The 24,671-nt window shown below is 37.3% G+C and carries 18 protein-coding genes; 8 read left to right on the plus strand and 10 right to left on the minus strand.

The genetic code is table 11. From position 1 onward, the window contains the following. Positions 1-13: 13 nt before the first annotated feature. The 8 genes from Q0E19_RS06080 to Q0E19_RS06115 all read left to right on the plus strand — a co-directional run bounded on the left by Q0E19_RS06080 (position 14) and on the right by Q0E19_RS06115 (position 13,001). Entirely contained in the window at positions 14-913 is a 900-nt protein-coding gene (locus tag Q0E19_RS06080) for a phosphatidylglycerol lysyltransferase domain-containing protein (protein WP_294408201.1), read from the plus strand. 19 nt (positions 914-932) lie between these two features. Beyond that, a complete protein-coding gene (locus Q0E19_RS06085) occupies positions 933-1,478 on the plus strand; it encodes a DJ-1 family glyoxalase III (protein WP_294408202.1) in 546 nt (181 codons plus the stop codon). 11 nt (positions 1,479-1,489) lie between these two features. Continuing rightward, positions 1,490-2,080, plus strand: coding sequence for a 5-formyltetrahydrofolate cyclo-ligase (locus Q0E19_RS06090; RefSeq protein ID WP_294408203.1), 591 nt, complete (start codon positions 1,490-1,492; stop codon positions 2,078-2,080). Then, positions 2,073-3,605, plus strand: a complete 1,533-nt coding sequence (gene mltG, locus Q0E19_RS06095) for an endolytic transglycosylase MltG (protein ID WP_294408204.1) — start codon at positions 2,073-2,075, stop codon at positions 3,603-3,605. The genes Q0E19_RS06090 and mltG overlap by 8 nt, the downstream gene beginning before the upstream one ends. A gap of 8 nt (positions 3,606-3,613) precedes the next feature. Then, a complete protein-coding gene (locus tag Q0E19_RS06100; RefSeq protein WP_294408205.1) occupies positions 3,614-4,831 on the plus strand; it encodes a U32 family peptidase in 1,218 nt (405 codons plus the stop codon). Positions 4,832-5,044: 213 nt separating this feature from the next. Continuing rightward, positions 5,045-6,028, plus strand: coding sequence for a site-specific tyrosine recombinase/integron integrase (gene xerA, locus Q0E19_RS06105; protein WP_294408206.1), 984 nt, complete (start codon positions 5,045-5,047; stop codon positions 6,026-6,028). A 239-nt stretch (positions 6,029-6,267) separates the two neighbouring features. Next, positions 6,268-9,588 carry a glycoside hydrolase family 9 protein gene (locus tag Q0E19_RS06110; protein ID WP_294408207.1) on the plus strand — a complete coding sequence of 1,107 codons (3,321 nt, stop codon included), beginning with the start codon at positions 6,268-6,270 and terminating at the stop codon, positions 9,586-9,588. Between the two features lie 278 nt (positions 9,589-9,866). Continuing rightward, positions 9,867-13,001 carry a X2-like carbohydrate binding domain-containing protein gene (locus Q0E19_RS06115; RefSeq protein WP_294408208.1) on the plus strand — a complete coding sequence of 1,045 codons (3,135 nt, stop codon included), beginning with the start codon at positions 9,867-9,869 and terminating at the stop codon, positions 12,999-13,001. Positions 13,002-13,052: 51 nt separating this feature from the next. Here Q0E19_RS06115 and Q0E19_RS06120 read toward each other — a convergent pair whose 3' ends face one another. The 10 genes from Q0E19_RS06120 to Q0E19_RS06165 are packed head-to-tail and all read right to left on the minus strand — an operon-like array spanning position 13,053 to position 24,668. Next, entirely contained in the window at positions 13,053-13,934 is an 882-nt protein-coding gene (locus Q0E19_RS06120; RefSeq protein ID WP_294408209.1) for an FAD-binding protein, read from the minus strand. 14 nt (positions 13,935-13,948) lie between these two features. Next, positions 13,949-15,355, minus strand: a complete 1,407-nt coding sequence (locus Q0E19_RS06125; protein ID WP_294408210.1) for an oligosaccharide flippase family protein — start codon at positions 15,353-15,355, stop codon at positions 13,949-13,951. 8 nt (positions 15,356-15,363) lie between these two features. After that, positions 15,364-16,419: a polysaccharide pyruvyl transferase family protein gene (locus Q0E19_RS06130; protein WP_294408211.1), complete on the minus strand. Its 1,056-nt coding sequence runs from the start codon at positions 16,417-16,419 to the stop codon at positions 15,364-15,366. Further along, positions 16,416-17,693 carry an O-antigen ligase family protein gene (locus Q0E19_RS06135; RefSeq protein ID WP_294408212.1) on the minus strand — a complete coding sequence of 426 codons (1,278 nt, stop codon included), beginning with the start codon at positions 17,691-17,693 and terminating at the stop codon, positions 16,416-16,418. The genes Q0E19_RS06130 and Q0E19_RS06135 overlap by 4 nt, the downstream gene beginning before the upstream one ends. 44 nt (positions 17,694-17,737) lie before the next feature. After that, positions 17,738-18,883, minus strand: coding sequence for a glycosyltransferase family 2 protein (locus Q0E19_RS06140; RefSeq protein WP_294408213.1), 1,146 nt, complete (start codon positions 18,881-18,883; stop codon positions 17,738-17,740). 13 nt (positions 18,884-18,896) lie between these two features. Then, complete coding sequence (locus Q0E19_RS06145; protein WP_294408214.1) at positions 18,897-19,961, minus strand: glycosyltransferase family 4 protein; 1,065 nt, start codon at positions 19,959-19,961, stop codon at positions 18,897-18,899. Continuing rightward, positions 19,948-21,060, minus strand: coding sequence for a UDP-galactopyranose mutase (gene glf / locus Q0E19_RS06150; protein ID WP_294408216.1), 1,113 nt, complete (start codon positions 21,058-21,060; stop codon positions 19,948-19,950). The genes Q0E19_RS06145 and glf overlap by 14 nt, the downstream gene beginning before the upstream one ends. Positions 21,061-21,082: 22 nt before the next feature. Further along, entirely contained in the window at positions 21,083-22,333 is a 1,251-nt protein-coding gene (locus Q0E19_RS06155) for a glycosyltransferase family 4 protein (protein ID WP_294408217.1), read from the minus strand. A 29-nt stretch (positions 22,334-22,362) separates the two neighbouring features. After that, entirely contained in the window at positions 22,363-23,610 is a 1,248-nt protein-coding gene (locus Q0E19_RS06160) for a nucleotide sugar dehydrogenase (protein WP_294408219.1), read from the minus strand. 17 nt (positions 23,611-23,627) lie between these two features. After that, complete coding sequence (locus Q0E19_RS06165) at positions 23,628-24,668, minus strand: NAD-dependent epimerase/dehydratase family protein (protein ID WP_294408220.1); 1,041 nt, start codon at positions 24,666-24,668, stop codon at positions 23,628-23,630. Positions 24,669-24,671: the final 3 nt, after the last annotated feature.

Here is a 24,671-nt window from a genome sequence, read left to right on the forward strand (position 1 = left end):
AGCAGTGTGATTTATGTTCGATTTTAGAAAAATACAGCTTAGTGATAAAGAAGCAGTAAATGAAAAGCTTGCTGTTTCCGATTTCAGAGGCTGTGAATACTCATTCGCAAATAATATGGCATGGCAGCGTCTTAATGATACGCTGATATGTTTTTATAAAGATTTATATATATGCTGTTCGTTTGAAGACGGACAGCCGTATATCACATTTCCTGCGGGAGTCAAAAGTGACGATTCAGGAAAAGAAAAATATATCCAGCTTTTTTCTGAGCTAAAAAAATATATGGAACAGCAGGGAAGACCTCTGATCGTTTCATCTGTAAATACAGAAAATCTTGAATGGATAAAAGAATACTACGGTGACAAGATCACTTGGGAATATAACCGTGACGGTTCTGATTATATTTATAATTCTTCAGACCTCATAAATTTAAGCGGTAAGAAATATCACGGAAAACGAAATCATATAAAGCGTTTTATGGAAAACGCTTGGAAATTTGAACCGATAACAAGTGATAATCTTGATGACTGCATTTTATTTTCTACGCAGTTTTATAATAACAATGAAAATGACTACTCAGCAATAATTGAACAATATGCAATAGATCTTTTCTTTATGAACATGGACTACCTTAATTTAAAAGGGGGAGTTCTTAAAGCGGATAACCGAATAGTTGGCATCACCATAGGTGAACAGCTTAATTCTGATACGTTCGTTGTTCATATTGAAAAAGCCTTAGCTGATGTTCAGGGAGCATATCCTATGATATGCAATCAGTTTGCAAAAGCAAATGCGGCTGAGCTGAAATATATAAACAGGGAAGAGGATCTCGGACTTGAAGGTCTGAGGAAATCAAAGCTATCCTATAAACCTGCTTTTATGGTAGATAAGTATACAGTATATTTCAAATGATCCGAAGGGAGTTTTTTTGATGGTTTATATTTTTCTTGCTGATGGTTTTGAAGAAATGGAAGCACTTGCACCAGTCGATATATTAAGACGTGCTGGGGTAAAGGCATTTACAGTAGGTGTTGGCTCTGAGTATATAACCGGCGCACATGGCATTACTGTAAAAACAGATCTTACTGTTGACAGTATAGTTTTAAATGACGAGTTGGAAATGATAGTTTTGCCGGGAGGTATGCCGGGAACAACTAATCTGGAAGCAAATCCTGATGTGCTTGCAGCGGTAGATTTCTGTGCTGACAATAACAGATATATTGCGGCAATATGCGCAGCACCAAGCATTTTAGGTCATAAAGGATTACTTAGTGGTAGATATGCAGCTTGTTTCCCAGGATATGAAAAAGAGCTTAATGGTGCATTGCTTTCAGCAAGATATGTTGCTGTTGACGGCAAGTATATCACAGCTAAGGGTGCAGGATGCAGCCTTGAATTCGGACTTAAGCTTGTAGAACTGCTTTGCTCACGAGATAAAGCTGAAAAACTCGAATCAAGTCTTCAGTGCAAGAAATAACAAGAAATAAAATGATGAATAAAAGTGATCTTAGAAAACATTATAAAGCATTAAGAAATAGTCTGACTCCTGCTCAAAAATCTTTGCTTGACAACAACATTGCAAAAAGATTTTTAGGTTTGTCGGAATATCTTGAATGCAGTGATCTGCTTGTATATGTTTCAGAACAGATAGAGGTAGATACAAAGCAGATCATATCTGAGTCCTTAAAAAATAAGCGTTTGCTTTGTCCGAGATGTGTGATCGGTACAAACCTTATGCATTTTTACGTTATAGACAGTTTTGATGATCTGGAAAAAGGCGCATATGGAATATTAGAACCTATGCAGAAATGTACTCGTGTTGATGAATTCAGCAATGCTGTTTGTATCGTACCAGGTCTGTCATTTGACAGCAATGGATTCAGGCTTGGCTTTGGAAAAGGATATTATGACCGATTTCTTTCAAATTTTAACGGAACAAAGATCGGTCTTTGCTATGAGTGTTGCTTAAATAAAGAAATTCCATGTGATGAATTTGATCTACCTGTCGATATATTAGTTACAGAGGACAGGGTAGTGTATTATAACAACAAACGAAAGGATGATAAGTTAAATGGGTAAGGGTTTAAACCTTGATGAAATTCTTGGCGAATATAGCGGTAAGGCGAAAAAATCCTCAAAGATAGATTTAGACGATCTTGATATTTCATTTAAAAGTGATGATATATTGCCAAAAACTGAAAAAAGTACTGATTCTGATGAAAAGGTAAATAAACTGCTTGGTTTTACTGATGATGTTTCAAGTGCATCAGATGAAGAAATTCAAGAAAACGATAAGGATCAGCAAACAGTTGAGAATATACATACTTCAAATGAAAGTAAAGCTGAAAATACTAATTCAGATGATCTAAAGCTTCATTTTGGCAGAACAGGTGAGATGCTTGTCAGTGATCCAGAAGATAAAAACACTGACAAGGTCGATGAACCTAAGCTTCGTTCAACAAACAAGAATAGTAAAACAGATAAGTCTTCAAAAGCACCAGCTAAAAAGAAGAAAAATAAGAAAAAGAAAAAATCACGCTTTAACGGCAGTATTTTTGGCGGTATTATAATCGTAACTATTATACTCACTGTTTCAATGGTGCTTGCTGTCGGCGGTATAACCATTGGTATGGAATACTATGGCATAGGAAAAACTGATAATGACATATCCTTTAATATTCCTGAGGGGTCTACTAATGATGAGATAGCAGATCTTATGGTGGAAAATGGTGTAATTAAGAATAAAAAGCTTTTCCTGCTTGCTATAAAGATACAGAAGCCTGCTACAATATATCCCGGTGATATCACACTTCAGCCTTCGCTCGGATATTCTGCTATAATCAGCAGACTTTCAGTAATGAGAGAATCTTATGATTCCGTAACTATCACATTCACTGAAGGCGAAAATCTTCTTGACATAGCAAATAAGCTGGAAGAGAACGGCGTTTGTGCTGCTGACGACTTTATTTTTGAGTTCAATAAAAATCAGGGATTTGATTTTGAAAGCAATATAACTGAAAAAGAACGTGAAAATTCATTCTATGCTATGGAAGGATATTTCTTCCCAGATACATATGATTTCTACGTTGGTGATACAGCCAGCAACGTTACCCGTGTAGTCAGAGAGCATTTTGAAAGCAAGCTTACAGATAAGATGTTTACAAGAATGGACAAACTGGGTCTTGACCTTAATCAGACAATGACATTGGCATCTATTGTACAGCTTGAGGCTGAAAATACAGATGAAATGCCTAAGGTAGCTTCTGTATTCCTTAACAGACTTAATGATCCTGATACATTCCCTATGCTCCAGTCAGATACAACTACAAAGTATATAGAAAATGTAATTTCAAAGCAGTCTGATAACCAGTCTACCATTGAACACTATACTGATTACTATGATACATATCACTGCAAGGGATTGCCAGCAGGTCCTATATGCAACCCAGGACTTGACGCTATAATGGCTGTACTTTATCCTGAAGAAACAGATTACTACTACTTCTGTAATAACCTTGAAACAGGAGAAACATTCTACGCTAAGACTCTTGAAGAGCATGAAGAAAATCTTGTTAAGGCAGGATTGGCAGAAGAAAAGGATTGATAAGATTTATGTCTGATATTTTAGAAATTTTATCTCCAGTCGGAGATATGGAGTGCCTGCACGCTGCGCTTGATTATGGCGCAGATGCAGTTTACCTTGGCGGTACCGCTTTCGGAATGAGAGCGGCATCAGCCAAATTTGACCCGCAAACACTCAAAACAGCTTGTGATTTAGCTCATGAAAAAGGCAAAAAGGTATATCTTACTTGCAATACACTACCTAGAAACAATGAGATCATACACTTTGAGGGCTTTGTAAAAGATGCAGAGGCAGCTGGAGTTGACGCTTTGATAGCTAATGATATAGGTGTTTTCTCATTAATAAAGAAGTACACGCCTGATATGGAGATACATATTTCTACGCAGGCTGGAATTGTAAATTTTGTCACAGCCAATGAATTTTATAATATGGGAGCAAAGCGAGTAGTGCTTGCAAGAGAGCTTTCGCTTGAAGAAATAGCAGAGATCAGAGCTAAAACTCCGAAAGATCTTGAGATCGAGTGCTTTGTTCATGGAGCTATGTGTGTAAGTTTTTCTGGAAGATGTATGCTTTCGCAGTATCTGGTAAATCGTGACGCTAACAGAGGAGAATGTGCGCAGCCATGCAGATGGGGATATCATCTTATGGAAGAAAAACGTACAAATGAGTTTTATCCTATTTTTGAGGATGAAAAGGGAACATACATTCTGAATGCAAAAGATATGTGTATGATAAATCACATTGATAAGCTTGCAGAAGCTGGCGTCGATAGCTTTAAAATTGAGGGCCGTGCAAAATCTTCGTATTATGTTTCTGTAATAACTAATGCATATAGAAAAGCAATGGATATCTATAATGCAGATCCTAAAAACTTTGAATTGCCGCAGTGGCTCAAAGATGAAGTGTTCAAGGTAAGCCATAGAGCATACTGCACAGGATTTTTCTTTGGTCATCCAAAGGAAAGCCAGTATTACGAAAACAGCGGATATATCAGAGAGTATGACGTTGTAGCGATCGTTGATTATTGTTCAAATGGAATGATATACTGTACACAGAAAAACAAGTTTAATAAAGGCGATGAGGTCGAAATACTTTCACCGATCGGTGAACCTGAAACCATCACAGTTGATGAAATGTTTGATGAGTACGGAAATGAGATCGAAACAGCAAATCATGCAGCTATGAAGATGTTCATAAAGTCATCAAAAGTTTTTCCAAAGAACTCAATTATAAGAATTAAACGATAATTTGATTTTATCAGGCAGAATAAAATTGTTCTGCCTGATTTTTTATTGACTTTTGAGCAGGTAAGTGGTATAATAGGTATAGAATAAAAATGGCACTAAATCAAAATTTAGTGCCATTTAGAGTGGGGCTAAAAGGTGTGAAACCGTACCGTGTGCGCCGCCCATACTGTGGGGGCTGAGTGTTTGAAAAATCAGAAAGGTATGTGAATATCAATGAAAAAAGAATATAAAAATGATTGTCCAAAATATTTAAGTGATTTCCTTACGCATTTAAGTGTTATCGAAAACCGTGCTGAACGAACCGTTGAAGCATATTATATTGACCTTCGTGTGTTTTTGCGATTTCTCAAAATAAACAATAACATCGTAGATCCTGAAAAAATAGAATTTGAAAATATAACAATAGCTGACGTTCCATTTGAACTTATAAAAAAATTCACTCTTATGGACGCCTACTCGTATTTAAGCTGGCTCTCTGAAGAACGTGATAATCAAGCACTTGCTCGTTCAAGAAAAGTTTCGGCTCTAAAACACTTTTATGATTATCTGCACAATAAAGTTATGCTGCTGGAAAGCAATCCTATTGAAACTCTTGAACAGCCGCACAAAGGTAAAAGTTTGCCTAAGTATCTTTCTCTGAGTGATGCTCAGAAACTACTTATGTCTGTTGAAACCAAACATAGTGAACGTGATTACTGCATAATTACCCTTTTCCTTAACTGCGGTATGCGTCTTTCCGAGTTATGCGGACTTAACATAACCGATATTAACCTTGATAATAAAACTATCAGATTATTCGGAAAAGGCAGAAAAGAACGTATCGTTGCTTTAAATGATGCCTGCATAGCGGCACTCAAAGAATATTTACCTTATCGTGACACGACAGGAACAACTTGTAATGCTTTGTTTTTTTCAGCTAAGAAAAACAGGCTGTCTAAGCGCAGGATTCAGGCTATTGTTGAGGAATGTATCAATAAGGCTGGTTTATCCAACACAGGTGTAACTACTCATAAACTCAGACATACAGCTGCGACATTAATGTATCAGAATGGCGTAGATACGTTAGTCTTGAAAGAAGTTTTAGGTCATGAAAGCCTTGCTACAACGGAAATATACACACACTTAAACAATGAAAATATACACCAGGCTATTGAATCTAATCCCCTTGCAGAGATAAAACCACCTCACAAAAAGTAATTTAAACTAATAAAAAGAGGTTTATTAGTTTTTTATTTTGTTATCATTGCATAAAATTTAAAGATATTTTTGTTTTAAATGATAAAGTAAATTGTCTTGACAAATACCTTTTAACATAGTATAATTAAATTGTTCAAGTTAATTAATATATTTATAATGGCTAATTTAATTGGGGTATAATTAGTTAAATATTTCTTAATTAACTATGATCAAAAAAATTATATTGGGAGGTTTTTTCGATGCAGAAAAAAATCATGGCAGGCATACTTGCTCTCACTATGGCAGCTTCATCTTTTGCAGCCGTTGGAACTGGTGTTATGACTGCCGCAGCAACAACTTTGTCAAGCCAGGAACTTGGCGAATCTACGTTCAACAGCGGAAAGGGATTACCTTGGCACGTTTGTGAGAACGCAACAGGCAAAATGAAGTTCGATATCAGTGGTGGAACATATAACATCACCATTGTAAATCAGGGCGGTACTTCTCAGGCTGGTGTAGACAGATGGGATTGTCAGTTCCGTCACAGAGGACTTACTATCGAAGCAGGTCACAAATACCGTATCACTTACAGCCTTAAAGCCAGCAACTCCGGTCATATTTATGCTAAGATCGGTAACATGGTAAATGATAATCAGGAGCTTTGGCACGGTAACGGAACAGTTCTCAATATGCCTACTCTCGGCACAAATGCTACTCAGGAGCAGGTTGAACAGGCTCTGAAAAACGCAAGTTCAACATACACAACTATTGACTATGGTCAGGGTTGGGATTATTGGAAGAACGTTCAGATCCCTGCTAATCAGTGGGTAACATACGCATATGAATTTACTGCAGATCAGACTGTTAAGGGTACTGCTGAATATACCTTCCATTTCGGCGGTCAGGGCACTTACACCCCATGGGACTGCTTCCCTGCCGGTACTGTTCTTCAGTTTGATAACATGGCTCTTATCGACCTTACAGATAACAGCTCAAACTACGAGATCGAAGATGAGTATGTAAGAAATAAGATCCTTGTAAACCAGCTTGGTTACATCAAGGGCATGAATAAAAAGGCTACTCTTGTTGTTAACGCAAATGACAATACAGCTAAGACTTTCAAGGTTATCAGCGCAAAGACCGGTAAAACTGTTTACACAGGTAAGAGCACTCCAAAGGGTTACGATAATGACTCAGGAGATTATGTTCATATTCTTGATTTCAGCAGCTTTGATACAGAGGACGGCGATTATCAGGCTGGTCAGTCTGATAATGGTGCATACTACATTGAGTGCAATGGCGAAAAGAGCTATAAGTTCAATATTGGTTCAGCATCTGAAAATAAGTCAAACTGGCTATATGACGGACTTCTTGATGACGCACTCAACTACTTCTATCAGAACCGTTCAGGTATAGATATTGAGTCACAGTACATCACTTCCGGTGACAAGAATACACTGGCTCATTCAAAGGGACACAGCCCTGACATAGCTTATGTTCAGAGCAAGTGGGTAAAGAGCTACGCTAATGAAGGTGAGATCGAAAAGGGTACTTCTCTCGATGTTACCGGCGGTTGGTATGATGCAGGTGACCATGGTAAATACGTTGTAAACGGCGGTATTTCAGTTTGGACACTTCAGAATATGTACGAAAGAGCTAAGCTCACAAACAAGGATACTTCAAAGCTTGATGACGGTACACTTTCAATTCCTGAAAACAGCAACGGAGTTCCTGATATTCTTGATGAAACAAAGTACGAGATGGACTTCCTCCTCAAGATGCAGAGAGCTGACGGAATGGTTTACCACAAGATCCATGACTACAAGTGGACAGGCCTTGCAGTTGCTCCTTATGAGGACACACTTACAAGAATCGTTAAGCCTGTAACAACTTGTGCAACTCTTAACCTTGCAGCAACAGGTGCTCAGTCATATCGTCTGTGGAAGGATATCGACAGCTCTTATGCAAACAAGTGCCTTGAGGCAGCTAAGAAGGCATACAGCGCTGCTAAGCAGAATCCTAATATGTTCGCTCCTCTCGATCAGGCTATCGGCGGCGGTGCATATGGTGATACATACGCAGAGGACGATTTCTACTGGGCAGCTTGCGAACTTTATACTGCAACAGGTGACAAGACATACTACAATGATCTTAAGCAGTATAAGAACACAAACGCAGGTGCTTCAGCAGATGACAAGGCATTCAGCATTACCACTTCCCTCGTAGGCGGTGAGAACTCAAAGTCTAAGTCATCATTCAACTGGGGCAGCACAGCTGGTCTTGGAACTCTTACACTTTCACTTTACAGCGATATGCTTTCAAGCACAGAGGCTGCAACAGTAAAGAGCTCTATCACAAAGACTGCTGACGAATACATCAAGATCGAAAATGAACAGGGTTATGGTATCCCATATGAGCCAACAACATTCAAGGACGAGATAAACTGCGGCGATGAAGAGTTTGAAGGTTATGAGTGGGGTTCAAACTCAATGGTAGTAAACAACGCTATCGTTATGGCTTATGCAGCTGACCTGAACAAGGATAATTCAGATAAGTATGCAAACGGCGTCGTTTCAGCACTTGACTACATTTTCGGTAGAAATGCCGGTGAGTATTCATATGTTACTGGATACGGCGATCACGCTACGCAGTATCCACACCACCGTTACTGGTCATGGCTCCTCGACAAGACATTCCCTAAGGCTCCATCAGGCGTACTTTCAGGCGGACCAAACTCTGCTATGCCTGACCCATGGATCAAGGGCGCAGGTTATAAGCCGGGAACACTTGCTCCACAGCTTTGCTACCTCGATCATATCGAATCATGGGGCACAAACGAGTGTACTATCAACTGGAACGCACCTCTTGCATGGGTAGTTAACTACATGGAAGACTATACAAGCGCAGGAAATGACAGCGGAGATGAGCAGACAAAGAACATTTCTGACTGCACTATCACACTCGGTCAGACTTCAGCAGTTTATAACGGAAACGCTATCAAGCCTTCTGTAACTGTTAAGTCCGGTTCTACAACACTTAAGAACGGTACTGATTATACAGTTGCATACAGCAACAATATCAAGAAGGGTACAGCTGTTGTTACTATCACAGGTAAGGGCAACTACACAGGTACTGTTACAAAGAACTTTACTATCACACAGAGATCAACTAAGAACTGCGATATCACTCTCAGTTCAGATGAAGCATACTTCAGAGCAGTAAGAGTCAAGCCTGTCGTTAAGCTTTCTATCAACGGCAAGCAGGTTGACAGCTCTAACTACACAGTTGTATATCTGGATAACCTTTCAGTAGGTACTGCTACTGTTAAGATCACAGGTAAGAACAACCTCAAGGGTACAGTTACAAAGACATTCAAGATCGTACCACGTTCTATCGCTAACTGCACGATCAAGCTTGATAAGTCAGTAAGCGCAACAAAGCCTGCTGTAAGCGTATATATCGGAGAAAACAAGGTTTACTCAGGAAACTATACAGTTGCATACAAGACTGTAAATGGCAAGAAGTGTGTTGTTCTCACAGGTAAGAACAACCTTAAGGGTACAGTAACTAAGGTTATCTGATGATCTTATAATTTAATAGTACTTTATAAACCGTCGCATTTGCGGCGGTTTATTTTTGTCAAGTTTAATGGTTTAATATAGTTATATAGTTTATTAATCTTACAAATAATAATTAATTTATTTGTCTATTTATACGAATTTATTTTGCTAAAACGTTTTCCTGAAAGTTTTATGTTGACTTTATGATACACTTATGATAAACTTAATTATAGTTAATAAAATTAAATTAATTTATCTGACTACTATTAACAAAAAAACAGAATTGTGGAGGTTATTTTATGAAAAAAGCATTTAACAAATCAGCGGCGATCGTTTCTGCTGCTGCAATAATGCTGACAATGGCGCCATATGCTGAGTTTATTGGCAGTATGTCAGCAAGTGCAGCAACTGTACCGGAGGGCTTTGTTTACACAGAGGGAACAAAGTTTATGTGTGATGACGCACCTTATTATTACGGCGGCACGAACTGCTACTACCTCACATTTAAGTCAAAATATGCGGTAGACAGCGTTCTCAACGATTGCGAAAACAATGGTCTTAATGTAATCAGAATCTGGGGTAACATTGATGCTGGTACAAGAGTTAGCGAAGCAAGCAACGGCGAATACGCAAAGTTTGTAAACAGCGCTGATGGTTCTGGAGAAAAAGACGGTGTTTACTTCCAGTATTTTGACAAGGAATTAAACCGCCCTGTAATAAACGAAGGCGCTGACGGTTTAAGACATCTTGACTATGTTATCCAGCAGGCAGAAAAGAAAAATCTTAAACTCATTATTACTTTTACAAACTACTGGGAAGCTTTCGGCGGAATGGATCAGTACATAAAGTGGTGCAATGAAGCCGGTCTTGGAAATAACCTCAATCGTGATGATTTCTATACAAATGAAACCTGTAAGAAGTGGTACAAGGATTATATCAATGGTCTGCTTAACCACACAAACTACTACACAGGTGAAAAGCTTAAGGATTCCGAAGCAGTATTTGCTTGGGAACTTGCAAATGAGCCTAGATGTGAAAAGAATGACGCATACTGCAAAAATGATATCCTTTACAACTGGGCAAAGGAAATGTCAGCATACGTTAAGAGCGTTGACCCATACCACATGGTAGCTGTTGGTGATGAAGGTTTCTACAACTTCGACAGACAGTCTGAGCCATACAAATCCACAGTAGATTCAGACTACGCATTCTCAGGAAATCCTGGTGTTGACTTTGACAAGCTTATAAGCATTGATACTATTGACTTCGGTACACCTCACTTCTACTGCGATTCATGGAGCCTTAAGATCGACGGTGTAGGCAAAAACGGCGGCGACGATGATATGGACTGGCTCAAGCTTCATGCTCAGTCTGCTCAGAAAGCAAACAAGCCTGTAATTCTTGAAGAGTTCGGACTTAAGGACAGAGCTACCCGTGATTCAAAGTATCAGAGCTGGATGGATCTTATCACTGACAATGAAGAATACGAGTTCCAGGGATTCAACTATTGGATGATAGCTTCATGGATAGATGATGCGAAACAGGCATCATTCGGCGATGGCAAATATTATTATACAGATTACGACCAGTATACAGTTTATGGACCAGCTGAACTTGAAGCTGCAGTAGGTACGCCTGAGGCAAGAAATATTCTTCTTAAGGCAGCAGCAAAGATGGCAGCAAAGAATAAGACAAACTACTTCTCCCCTTCAACAGCTGATTATGATATTGCAAAGGGCGGAAATCTGAAACTCAATCTCTATGTTCAGAAGGGTTCTTTCAATTCCCTTACACTTGGAGGAAAAACACTTTCAAGCTCCAGCGATTATACATATACAAGCAAGGGAACAAACAGCAACGGTGTTGAAACAATAGAGATCACTATTAAGGAATCCGTTCTCAAAAATCTTGATCCAAGCAACTACACACTTAAAGCAAGTATGTCAGCTGGTGCAAGCCCTCAGTGTACAATTTCAGTAGATAATTCATCAATAAAATCAGCTGTTGTAACACTGAACACTACTGAGGTCGATAAGAACAGCAAGTATCCTACTTCCCTTTCAGCTCAGATGACACTTAACGGCAATACACTTAAAGGAATTCTTCTTAACGGCACACAGCTTGTATCCGGAACTGATTATACTGTTTCAGGCAGCACAGTAAAATTCACTACATCATTTATCAAGAAGCTTTCTGACGATTCAGCTACTCTTACATTTGATTTCTCACCATGCAAGGACGTAGATGTAGAGCTTTCTGTTAAGGATACAACAGGCAACGATGTGATAGATGATTTTGAGTCATATGAATCATCTGACGATCTTTGGAGCAGCTATTCAAGAAATCAGGGCGGTAACGATGTATCACTCAGCACAGTTACAAAGAACGGTTCTAAGGCTCTTGCATTCGGTTATAAGATCGATGATCCTAACTACTGCGGTATCATGAAGAGCATCGGTACAAAGGATATGTCAGCATACGAAGGCATTTCACTTTGGGTTCAGGGTGATAATTCAAACAATAACATTACAGTTCAGTTCAAGGACGCTAACGGCAACTTTTGGGAAAGCTATGTAACACTTGATTCTTCATCAGGAAAAACTGTAAATCTTCCATTCTCACAGTTTGTACAGCCTTCATGGCAGTCAGCCGGAGTAGCTATGGATACTTCCAAGCTCACAGAATTTGCGATCTATGCAGGCGGCAGCACAAGTGTTAAGTCTGGAACAGTATATCTTGACGACATATGCGGATATGTTTCAACTCCAGATGTTCCAGATGTCATAGATATTGCAAGCTGCGACATTACAGTGTCAACACCAAATGTATTCTTCAGAGGAACCAGAATCAAGCCAGTTGTAACAATAATGAAAAATGGTGACGTTGTTCCATCAAGCGAATATACACTCAGCTATACAAATAACCTTTCAGTAGGCACTGGTAAAATTACGATCAAGGGCAGAAACAACTTCACAGGCACTACTGTAAAGACATTCAATATCACTCAGCGTTCTGTTAAGAATTGTGATATCAGCATTGATTCAGCTGTATTCACAGGTTCAAGAGTTAAGCCAGAAGTAACAGTAAACTGCAACGGCACAAAGCTTTACAGCGGTAACTATACAGTTGCATACAGCAACAATCTCAGCGCAGGCACAGCTACTGTAACAATTACAGGTAAGAATAATCTTAAGGACAAGGTAACTAAGACATTCAAGATCAGCGCAAGAGATATAAACAGCTGTAATGTAGTGATCTCAAAGAATGCTTCTAACAGCAGCAAGCCAAATGTAAAAGTAATGTATAATGGCTCTGAGATCTATAAGGGCAACTACACAGTTTCTTATTCAACAGTTTCAAATGGCAAGGTAAAGGTGACAGTTAAGGGAAAAAACAATCTCAGCGGCACTTTCACCAAGGATTATACGATCTAAGCAAAACAAAACCAAAAAGCAAAGGCTGTACAAATTAGTACAGCCTTTGTTTTATTTCCATATAATAACCTCTGATCGGCAGGGCTTTCTGAATAGCTTATGAAGTTTGCGAACTTTATCCATAAGCTTTATCGTATCATCAAAACTTCCTGCGTCAGCATTTTTACCTTTTGTATTTATCATCCAGTTTAATGCCTTGCCAGAAAAATGTATGCCATCTTTACTGCCAAGCTGCAGCTTTCTTACAAGCTTCATGAGCTTTCCATTTGCCTCGCAAAAAACAGTACCGAAGTTTCCTCCTGAATTATCCTGTTTTACCTTACAAAGATCAAGACGTTCCTGTTTACGCTTAGCCGATTCATCTTTCGACATTTCAGGAAACTTGAATTTTGCTGAAAGAATAAGATACTCATTGTTATGAAATATAGAACTTCTGTATTTGAATTCACATTCTTCTTTGGTCAGTTCAATTATAGAGCCTCTTTCACCATACTTAGTATCAGTAAGGCACAATGCTTCTACGGAAACTATGTGATCGGCAATAGTGCAGTTATACGCTTTTCCACGACCTGCGTTCATATAAATAGCACCGCCGACAAGTCCAGGCACAGAAAAAAGATACTCAATACCACCCATACCATTATCGTTTATGAAGTTTATAAGCTTTTGAAGTCTTACTCCGGCAGATACAACCACCATATCGTTATCTATCATGATCTCATTTGAAAACTCTCTTAGCAATACGATATTGTCAAAATCATGACTATCATTGATAAGAAGATTAGATCCTCCGCCAATAAACTTAACATCTCTCTTCTCAAGAACAATTTGAACAAGTTCTCCCCTGTTTTCAGGGACATATAAATTTTTGCAATTTCCGCCTAAACCGAATGTTGTATATTTATTCAGTGGTTCGTTTTTCAGAACTTTCATTTTTTTATCTCCGTCTATTTCTTTAATTTTTTGAGTATGATATTTTTAGCATTAAAAATAATATTCTTGTTTATTACAAAAGCAAGAGTACAGCCAATAACAAAGTTGACTATATTTATCCACAGAACATTAAAACTGCACAATACGCACATTACTATCAAAACGGCAAGTATAAGCAATATTTTAGGATAGTTGTACTTTATTTTCACAAACTTATTTACATCATACATTCTGTATATAGTAAGAGCAAGATAGCTTATAAGTGTAGAGATAGAACCCGCAGTTATGCCGATAACCTTTACTAAAAGCAGATCTATAAGCAGATTTATCACAGCGGCAATAACAGTTGTAATGCCAACTTCTTTGGTTCGCATATATGCAACATATATGCCCCCTTGGAAAGCTGATAAACAGCAGAACATCATTCCCAAAAACAGCAGCGGCATCTGTACATAAGCGTCATCATAATCGCCTCGTATAAGCAGGAAAAATAAAATCGGTGTTGCCGCTATCAGAAGAGCCGTAAATCCCGAAATAATGCCGTACATATTGTCATACATACTCTCATAGTAGCTGGAAGCATCGTCATCCTGTGATGCGATAGTTGCATTTTCCTGCCATGCCATGGTAAAAGTGCTTTGTACCATGGATAAAAGATTAGGGATCTTACAAGCTACCGCATAAACGGCATTAGCTGTAATTCCCAGAAAAGCTGTAATAACCAACCTGTCTGAAAGTCTTAAAACCCATGATGACAGATTATTGAATACCATTGGCCAAGAGTAAGCAAGCATACGTTTGATCTCTTTAAAAGAAAAAAGACTTGGCTTGAACGTCCATTTATCTCTTATCTTATATGCTAAGAATATACAGCCGAAAGCATATGAAACCGCCATAGCGATCAGAACGCCGTTAAGACCGTTGCTTAACTTCCATACAAGCAAAACCGTCAGTATAAGGTTTGTGCTTGATAGAATAATGGCACTTATCGAGTAGGTAAGATTGTATGACAATCCCCTCGTTACCTGCTGTAATGCGACATAGATAATATCAAAGAAGTAATATATACATATCAATACCCTGCCGACAGCTGATACTCCAGGCATAAACAGATACAATATTATAAGCGCCGCAACTGATATCGGTGCGGTGAACATAAGTATATTGGTTACTATTGAGTCAACAGCTTCCCTATCGTCCCTTTTTTCAATAAGAAAACGGAATGCCGCCGATTGTATCTGTAATGTTATTATTGGCAGAAAAAGTGAAACCATAGTGGTGATAAGGTCATATGAACCAAACTCACTTTTAGATAGATACCCTGTCAAAATAGGAAGTGTCACAACGCTGACGAGTTTAGGGAAGAAAGTTCCGATAGATAGAATTATAGTATTTTTAAGTAAATTGCCTTCTCTGCTCATTATACTTTTTAATTCTCCTTTTTATCAAGAACCGTTTTGACTGCATTGTCCAGATATTTAAGTGATTTTTCCACTTTTTCAGCTTGCTTTATATCTGCAACAGAATAGTCTGTTTTTTTGTCAATAATGCTTTCAATTTCAGTAACATTACTTATAACGCAATTATTTAAACCAAAATCAGAAAGCATATTTTTGATCTTCTGTGCAGGATTTACTTCAACAAAGTTTTTCCTATATAAAATAGAAAAAACCGTACCATGAAATGTGTCGGTAATTACACATTCTGCATTATTCACATATCCTAAAAATTCAGACGGATCAGCAGCAACAGACAAATCGCACCATTTAAAGTATTTACCTACCGAAATGACCTTATATCCACGTTTATGACAAGCGGATATAACAGCATTGACCTGCTCGTCATTCTTAAACATTCTTGTGTAAGTATATATCATAACATACTTGTCTTTTATTTGCGGTAAGGTCTGCATTTTTTTGAAGTTGTCGATACCGAAAATAAAAGTCGGATCTGTAACAACTGTAATATCATTATCTATCAAATCTGACAGTACGTTTTTTGAGTGATCGTCACGCACCGAAATAAAATCGAACTTGCTTATTCCGTCTAAAAGCTGAGTATGCGTTTTCATATCTTCTTTTTTTACAGTATTTATAGTCGGAGCATATGCGATCTTATAGCCGCTTTTCAGACCAATTCCAAAAAACTCAGGAGAGTTCAGGAATTTGCTTCTGTTGACATTCCAAATCTCATCGCTGCCAAAAACATAGATGCTGTCAGACTCAGCATTTTTCATATCCACAATAGGCATTTTTTTCTTTAAAGCATTAAAAGTTTTATACTTTTTTATTTCAAAGCTAATGCCTTCAAACCTGCGTCTATAAATATGACCACAGATCTTAACCAATGATTGTTTTAAAACAGACTGGTGATGTATGTCAAGAAATGCTACTTTATCATACTTTTCTAATATGGTCTTTAAAGACAAAGCCTGAAGGTAGCTGCCATAATTAGGACTGTCATAAACAGTAAGTATATATATCATATCATATCCTCACTAAGATTAAACTGTTCATTCGACTTCTCATTTACTGCTTCACTGCTGCTTTCTTTATTTGCACAAAGAGCTAATGATATCAGCTGGTAAATAAGGAAATAGTGTGTACGGTAATATGAAACCTGACCATAGTCAAGCATAATTACAACAAACATAAAGACTGTGGCAAACATAAAGAAGGATTTTTCAGTTTTATTATAAAGAAAAACTGACTTTACAAGCATATAAATTAAAAATCCATAATAGCTTAAAAATCCGACCAAGCCTGTATTACAAAGTAATTCTGTATAATTACAGTGTGAATACAAAAACTTTCCCGTCTTTAATACGTACAGACCTCTGAATGCAGATACTCCATTGCCAAAAACAGGCTTGTCAGTAAACCACTGCATTGCAAAATTACGCATCATATAACGTTCAGAATATGACTGTGAATCCTCGCCGTTATTTAAAACAGAATTTATAAATGACTGCATTCTATATCCGATCGTTCTATACAAAACACTGTTATTCATAATGATAAGGTAAGCAATATAAACTGCTGCAAGGATTATGATTCCTATAAAAATAAGCTTAAAAGCACGTTTTCTATATTTGATAAAAAAGTAAACAGGTATAGAAACAACTACCGCTATTATAGTCTTTTTAGTTCCTGAAAGAGCTGCGGCAAGCAAAAGTATAACAAGTATAGGGATAAAAATAAATCTGTGCTTTTCAAACAGCGAATAGAAAGTCCAAAGTAAAGCAATTATTATGCTGTAAGAAAGCAGCATAAAGGTGCCATAATTTTCAAACAAGGCTTTTCCAAGACGCCAGTAGCTGCTCATTATGTACGAACGCTCATAGAACATTGTGTATACAGAAATAATAACTGTACCGATAACAAAAAAATCCATGACCTTTGATATACCGTCTTCAACAACGGTATTGCTGAAGAAAACATACTGAACTATTGTAAAAGTATACAAAAGCATTTTCAGCATTACCTGCACAGTATCAGAGCCGTTAGCATTGAACGGAGTATAAGAAAGGGAAATAATTGAGTATAAAATAAACAGCATCATAAAAATAGTTGCAGATGTAAAATATACCTTCTTATTTTTCAAAATAGTCCATACCAACAGACCTGCCATTGCTGCATAGCTAATCAGATCACTAATGATAGGCTCAGCAGGTATAGCAATTATCATAATAAATAAAAGCAGATCTCCGATTATATTCGTTTTTTTATCATACTTTTCAAGTTTTTGTGAATTAACCATTTTTATAGTCAAATCCTCTCAAATGTGGGGTTATATAAAAACAATCACCAATCAATAGGTTTAAGCTCTTTTATACAATAATACGAGCTATCAGAATCAGCCGTTGCAGAAACGCTTTCGTTCCAGAAATCAATACTTCCCTTTTCCATCATTGATACATACTGAACATATTCTTTACTGCCTGCGGAAAAGTTACCATCCTTTACACGCTGTCTGTATTTTTCGAGATCAGTAGGCAGAAATTTATAATGACGCAGCACCATGATATTGTCTGATTTAAAATTTTTATAAAACGGATATGACATATGCGACTGATACTGAATATCGCCACGCTGAATATAGATCAGAGGGAATTTAGTGAGCCATGGTTTTTTATCGTCATCATTCTGAGTAAAAATACGAACTCTGACTCCACCCTGTAAACCGTCAATAAGCAGTTCATCTTTACCCGCTATCTTTGTATATCCGCTCTTATCAAAGTATTTATATGTATTAAGAAAGTCTGTTTTCTCTCCATTAAAAACAATGCTCTTTGGATACATATCAAGCATAAGTGCTTTCGCACGTTTGATATTATTTTTTTTACAATGCTCAATAAGATCGTAGATCGACTTATTTTCAGAGTCATTGTAGTCCAAAAACTCATCTGAATCTACAACAAGATACCACTTATCAAAGCCGTAATGAGCCATTACCCTGTTTATCCAAACCTGTCGTCTAAGACTAGTATATTTTTCACTTGCAAGATAAACATTAACATCATTAAAGCTTGAGAAATACTCAGCAGTGCCATCATCTGACATATTATCTATAAAGGCAAATGACTTTACGCCTAACTTTTTGTAATGCTCATATATTAATTTTAGGTTATCAAGTTCATTTTTTGCAGGACATATCAAAACAAGATCCTGTTTATCTGGCAAGTGATTTTCCTTGACAATCTTAATTGGATCTGAATAAAACTCTTTAGCTAATTCAAGGCCTCTTTTATTTGTCACCATTGAAAGCCTTATCAAAGCTTTCTTCCAATACTGCACATCAGCTTCGGAAGCATAAAAGCTTTTATCATCAGACTCTGCCAACTTTGTGATCTCGTTCTTTATATCTTTACTATTTGATTTAATACGTCCACGAATCAGCAGAAGCTGTTCACGAATATATGGTGGAATATACTTTAATACATCTGCCAATTTTATACCTCGATCATACGTTATTTTTTACTATCCATTCAGATAAACTTTTCATTACCCTTTCAGGCTGATACTCTTTGCTTTTTTCAAGACAATTCTTGCGCATTTCGATGATTTTATCCTGATTATTTATAGAGTCGATTATCTTCTCTGCAAGCTTATCTGTATCATGTGCAGGCACAAGATAGCCTGTTTCGTTATCAGCAACAAGTTCATTATTAAAGCGCCAGTCAGATGCAATAACAGGCAGTCCTGACATAAAACTTTCACATACCGTTGTCGGAAATCCTTCGCCAGGATAATATGTAGGGAACAACAGCATATAATATTCTGACAGTGTCGCCAAACTATCATCACCACTTAGAATACCTTTATAAGATACAAAAGCTTTGCTTTTATCAAATAGTACCTTGTAATGTTCCGTATAATTTGGATCTATCGGGCCATAAACGTCAAGCTTACACACTTGACACTGCATTTTTTCATTTACTGCTTGTATGGCTTTTATAGCGTCATCTATTCCCTTTTCAGGTGTAACTCTTGAAAAAGTACAGAACTTTATAGGCTCAGAAAATTCCGACTTTATTGATTTTTCATCAACAGGAGTTCTGGTAGAAAAGATCGGCATAACCTCAATAGGGCAATCTGCAAACTCTTTCAGCTCGTTCATAAGTGCCTTGGTTTCAGGAAGAATATAGTCAACCTTCTTTATTCCCTTTGCAAGATAATTATGCTTTTTCAGTAAACCAGTAAGCCAGCCGCCCACAACCGGATAAGCAATTTTGTACCCGCACAATCCTTTCAAAGAACTGAAGAATGGCAAAACAAACTTTATTCCGTTTTTGTTCGGCATAATTATAACAGGCTTACACTTAAACGCTACTTTAAGACACTGCATAACAAGCTTGAACTTTTCTTCTTTCCAGTTAGAGGTGTCAACAACAATTACAGAATCTTCACCGAACTGCTTTTTCAGCTGGTCATAAATTCCTCTTGTTTTGCTCATCTGACCACCAATAATAGGATTTTCTACGGCATAGCCGAGATAACCTACCAAACCGATCTTATGCTTTGGCATCTTCTATTTCCTTTCTGAAATCTGCAAAGCAATCAAGCGCTCTTCTGATAACATCATCCATATCGTAATATTTATATTCTGCAAGTCTTCCAAGGAAAATAACATTCTTCTCCTGAGCAGCTTTTTCTCTGTATTTTTCAGCAAGAGCTTTCCACTCAGCCGTAGGATATGGATAATACGGTTCACCGCCAAAGCAAGGAAACTCTTTAAGGATCGTGGTCTTTTCATGCTTCTGACCTGTCATCTTCTTGAACTCTGTTATTCTTGTATAATCATAATCCATAGGATAACGTGAAGAAGCAGTTGGCTGATATGACTCCTTGTCATAGGTTTCAAATTTGAATTTTATACTTCTGTAAAGCAGTTTGCCAAATTCATAGTCGTAGAAGTAATCTATCGGACCTGTATAGATAAGCTTTTCATACTCAATGTCATCAATAACATCTTTATAGTCAGTATTGAGCATTATCATAATATTTTTATTTTCAAGCATTTTTTCGCACATTCTTGTGTAACCATGCTTAGGATTTCCCTGATAGAGATCAGTAAAATATCTTGTATCACGATTTTTTCTGAATGGTATTCTTGAAATTACTGTTTTATCAAGTTCAGCAGGTGAAACTCCCCACTGCTTTATAGTAAAATACTTGAAGAATTTTTCATAAATATCTCTGCCGCCCTGACTAAGAACAACATCTTCACTTGTTTTTATCTCATCAATTTTTTCTTTACGGCTGTTTATGAAATCTTCCATTTCATCTTCCGAAAGATTCATATTATAAAGCTGATTAATAGTTTCAAGCGAAATAGGCATAGGAACAAAATTGCCGTTTACATATGATAAAACTCTGTGCTGATAATCGTTCCATTCAGTAAATTTAAGCACATAATCAAAAACTTCTTTATCATTTGTATGGAAAGTATGAGGGCCATAGTTATGGATAAGTATACCATCATCATTATAACTGTCATATACATTTCCTGCTATATGCGCTCTTTTTTCAATAACAAGAACTTTTTCATTCATTTCGTTGGCAATTCTTTCAGCCATTGTCAGACCGGCAAGGCCTGCTCCGACTACAACATACTTTACTTTCATATATCTTACAAACCTCTTTCAGTTAGTTTTTCAGAGAATTATCTTCAAGAAACTTGACCATCTGTGCATATACCTTTTCTGCACAGAACTTCTCCTCATAAAGATTTCGTGCATTATTCTTCATACGTTCAGTTGTTTCTCTGTCATCAGCAAGTTTCAATATCTGTTCAGCAAGCTCATTTTCGTTTGAATAATGAACACCGCAGTCATATTTATTTGCGAAATCAAGCATCATACCCTCAGGCTGTATCAGCAGCGCAAGTCTGAGTGCAAGATATTCACAGAATTTGTTCGGCATTGAATTTTCATAGTTCTTACCAGGTCTGTATGACAGCAATCCTGCGCTTGAGATCTTACCAAGTGAACATATCTGTACTCTGTCTACCCAGCCAGGGAAGATAACATTATTTGCGTCCTTTACGATCTCTTTATAAGTTTTGAGCTTTTCGCCAACTCCACAGATAACAAATTTCACCTTTGGATTTTTCTTTGCAGTGATAACAGCAGCTTTCATTACAGTTTCTAGATCAACCGTAAAACCAAACTGACCAAAGAAACAGCATACAAAATCATCTGCTTCGATCCCCTTATCACGCCAGAACCTTATATCGTCATTATTAAGCTCTACATTGTTATCAGGATATGATACATAGAAAGCCTTGTCCATAGGAGTTGAAGACCGCTTTGCGTAATTCAGTCCCCAGTCAAGGAACTTTTCACTTGTTGCGATAATGCCTGTACATCTCTTAAGTCCTTTGGAAAGCATTATCTTATAAGGGATAATGCCGACTTTCATAAACGGACGCAGTTTAGGGCTGCAAAAGTCAACATACATATCAGGGAAAGTATCTCTTATATCTGCAAACACAGGCACATTATGCTTTTTCGCATACTTTGAAACAAAATACGCAAGTTCGGGTGTTGGCATAGAACAAAGAATAACATCTGGCTTTTCTTCTTTTTCAGCCAGTTCCATAAAATGCTTGCCTTCATAATACTGATGATACAAGCGCTTTACAGACATATTTTTTGAATATCCAGGACCATGTATAAGATAAAGCCTGTAATTATCTGCGACTTCTATAACGCCGTCTTTTTCCTGTCTGAATTCTTTCTTGAAATGGTTAAGTGTTGAACACCACCACGTTACTTCATTATCAGGATTAGATGCGCAGATCTGTGCAATAAGACCCATTCTGAAAAGTCTTGGAGAATTTTCATCTATCGGAAGTATTTCTCCCGTTCTGATAAGCCAGATTTTTCTCTTTTTCATTATTATTTAATTCACCTTTCGCAAATACATTAATCTCTGCAGAAAATATCTCTTGTGTATACTTTATCCCTAACATCATCAAGACATTCATCATATCTGTTAGCAATAATAGCACTGCACATTGACTTGAATTTTTCAAGGTCATTTACCACAAGACTTCCAAAGAATGTTTCTCCGTCCTCAAGTGTCGGTTCAAAGACAACGACCTGAACACCCTTTGCTTTGATCCTCTTCATAATGCCCTGAATTGAACTCTGTCTGAAATTATCAGAATTAGACTTCATAGTAAGTCTGTAAACACCGACTACTCCGCCATGCTCTTTTTCTGCATTATATTTGCTGTTCGACTCATATCCTCCAGCAATCGCAAGCACTCTGTCTGCAATAAAATCTTTTCTCGTTCTATTTGATTCAACAATAGCCTCAATAAGATTTTCCGGTACATCAGCATAATTTGCAAGCAGCTGCTTAGTATCCTTGGGCAGGCAGTAACCGCCATAACCAAAGCTTGGATTATTATAATGTGTACCTATTCTTGGATCAAGGCACACACCATTAATTATCTGCTGTGTGTTAAGACCTTTCATTTCAGCGTAAGTATCAAGCTCATTGAAATAACTTACTCTAAGTGCAAGATATGTATTGGCAAAAAGCTTTACAGCCTCAGCCTCAGTAAATCCCATAAACAGGGTATCTATATTTTCCTTGATAGCACCATTTTGAAGAAGTCCCGCAAAAGCGTGTGCTGCCTCTGTAAGTTCTTCGTCATTAAGATCTGTACCAACAATAATTCTGCTTGGGTAAAGATTATCATAAAGTGCTTTACTTTCACGAAGAAATTCGGGACTGAAAATAATTTTATTATTGTTGTATTTTTTTCTGACTGATTCTGTATAGCCAACTGGAACAGTTGATTTTATTACCATTACAGCGTCAGGATTACATTTCATGACCAGTTCAATAACTGCCTCGACAGCAGAAGTGTCAAAGAAATTTCTCTTGCTGTCATAATTGGTAGGAGCAGCTATTACGACAAAATCAGCTGCGCTGTATGCCATTTCTCCGTCAAGTGTTGCTGTCAAGTCAAGATCCTTTTCAGCAAGATATTTTTCTATGTATTCGTCCTGAATAGGTGATTTTCTCTGATTGATAAGTTCTACTTTTTCAGGTATTATGTCAACCGCATAAACCTTATTATTCTGTGCAAGCAATGTTGCAACAGAAAGACCAACATACCCCGTTCCTGCTACTGCTATTACAGGATTTTCGATATTCATATTCATTACTCCCATACTTATTTTATATAAAATTCCTTATACCACTGAGCAAATGCTCTTAAACCATCTCTGAGTGAGGTTGACGGTTTGAAGTTAAAATCTCTTACAAGTTCATCAACATCTGCATATGTCATCTCAACATCACCAGGCTGCATAGGCACAAGCTGTTTATGCGCTTCAAAATCATAATCCTCAGGAAGCACACCTGCTCTGACAAGTTCCTGCTGAAGAATATCAACAAAGTCAAGAAGATTTTCCGGTTGATTGTTGCCGATATTATAAACTTTATATTTTACACCGTAAGCATTTGCATCAGGCGCTTTCTGCATAACATTAACAACACCTGTAACAATATCATCTATATAAGTAAAGTCACGCTTACAGTTGCCATAGTTGAATATCTGTATCGTATCCCCTGCTAAAAGCTTGTTTGTAAAGCCAAAATAAGCCATATCAGGACGACCAGCAGGACCATAAACAGTAAAGAATCTAAGTCCTGTTGACGGTATATCATAGAGTTTGGAATAAGCATGAGCCATAAGCTCATTGGATTTTTTAGTAGCTGCATAAAGTGACACAGGGTTGTCTACTTTATCTTCTGTGGAATATGGTATCTTTTTATTGCTGCCATATACAGATGAACTGGAGGCATAAACCAGATGCTCAACCGGGTGATTTCTGCACGCTTCAAGTATGTTGAAAAATCCCACAAGATTTGATTCTATGTAAGCATCAGGGTTTGTAATGGAATATCTTACACCAGCCTGTGCAGCAAGGTTCACAACTACCTGCGGCTTATATTTTTCAAATACACTTTCTACAAGAGTTTTATCAGCAATATTGCCTTTAATAAAAGTAAAATTATCAAAATTATCAAGCTGCTTTATTCTTGCCTCTTTAAGACTTACATCGTAATAATCATTTACGCTGTCCAAACCAATAACTTTTATGCCATTTACAGTTTCAAGCAGTCTTTTTGAAAGATTTGCACCGATAAAACCAACCGCTCCTGTTACAAGAACCGTCTTATTACTCAAGGTGACATTAAAATTAACCATTTG

Source organism: uncultured Ruminococcus sp. (genome assembly GCF_934476685.1).
Lineage (GTDB): Bacteria > Bacillota > Clostridia > Oscillospirales > Ruminococcaceae > Hominimerdicola.

What these genes read in the sequence shown, in the direction of transcription:
- mltG (WP_294408204.1), top strand. Translation starts at nt 2,073, where the DNA reads ATGGGTAAGGGTTTAAACCTTGATGAAATTCTTGGCGAATATAGCGGT.
- Q0E19_RS06110 (WP_294408207.1), top strand. Translation starts at nt 6,268, where the DNA reads ATGCAGAAAAAAATCATGGCAGGCATACTTGCTCTCACTATGGCAGCT.
- Q0E19_RS06090 (WP_294408203.1), top strand. Translation starts at nt 1,490, where the DNA reads ATGATGAATAAAAGTGATCTTAGAAAACATTATAAAGCATTAAGAAAT.
- Q0E19_RS06080 (WP_294408201.1), top strand. Translation starts at nt 14, where the DNA reads ATGTTCGATTTTAGAAAAATACAGCTTAGTGATAAAGAAGCAGTAAAT.
- Q0E19_RS06145 (WP_294408214.1), bottom strand. Translation starts at nt 19,961, where the DNA reads ATGCCAAAGCATAAGATCGGTTTGGTAGGTTATCTCGGCTATGCCGTA.
- Q0E19_RS06085 (WP_294408202.1), top strand. Translation starts at nt 933, where the DNA reads ATGGTTTATATTTTTCTTGCTGATGGTTTTGAAGAAATGGAAGCACTT.
- Q0E19_RS06125 (WP_294408210.1), bottom strand. Translation starts at nt 15,355, where the DNA reads ATGAGCAGAGAAGGCAATTTACTTAAAAATACTATAATTCTATCTATC.
- Q0E19_RS06100 (WP_294408205.1), top strand. Translation starts at nt 3,614, where the DNA reads ATGTCTGATATTTTAGAAATTTTATCTCCAGTCGGAGATATGGAGTGC.
- xerA (WP_294408206.1), top strand. Translation starts at nt 5,045, where the DNA reads ATGAAAAAAGAATATAAAAATGATTGTCCAAAATATTTAAGTGATTTC.
- Q0E19_RS06130 (WP_294408211.1), bottom strand. Translation starts at nt 16,419, where the DNA reads ATGATATATATACTTACTGTTTATGACAGTCCTAATTATGGCAGCTAC.
- Q0E19_RS06120 (WP_294408209.1), bottom strand. Translation starts at nt 13,934, where the DNA reads ATGAAAGTTCTGAAAAACGAACCACTGAATAAATATACAACATTCGGT.
- Q0E19_RS06135 (WP_294408212.1), bottom strand. Translation starts at nt 17,693, where the DNA reads ATGGTTAATTCACAAAAACTTGAAAAGTATGATAAAAAAACGAATATA.
- Q0E19_RS06155 (WP_294408217.1), bottom strand. Translation starts at nt 22,333, where the DNA reads ATGAAAAAGAGAAAAATCTGGCTTATCAGAACGGGAGAAATACTTCCG.
- glf (WP_294408216.1), bottom strand. Translation starts at nt 21,060, where the DNA reads ATGAAAGTAAAGTATGTTGTAGTCGGAGCAGGCCTTGCCGGTCTGACA.
- Q0E19_RS06115 (WP_294408208.1), top strand. Translation starts at nt 9,867, where the DNA reads ATGAAAAAAGCATTTAACAAATCAGCGGCGATCGTTTCTGCTGCTGCA.
- Q0E19_RS06165 (WP_294408220.1), bottom strand. Translation starts at nt 24,668, where the DNA reads ATGGTTAATTTTAATGTCACCTTGAGTAATAAGACGGTTCTTGTAACA.
- Q0E19_RS06160 (WP_294408219.1), bottom strand. Translation starts at nt 23,610, where the DNA reads ATGAATATCGAAAATCCTGTAATAGCAGTAGCAGGAACGGGGTATGTT.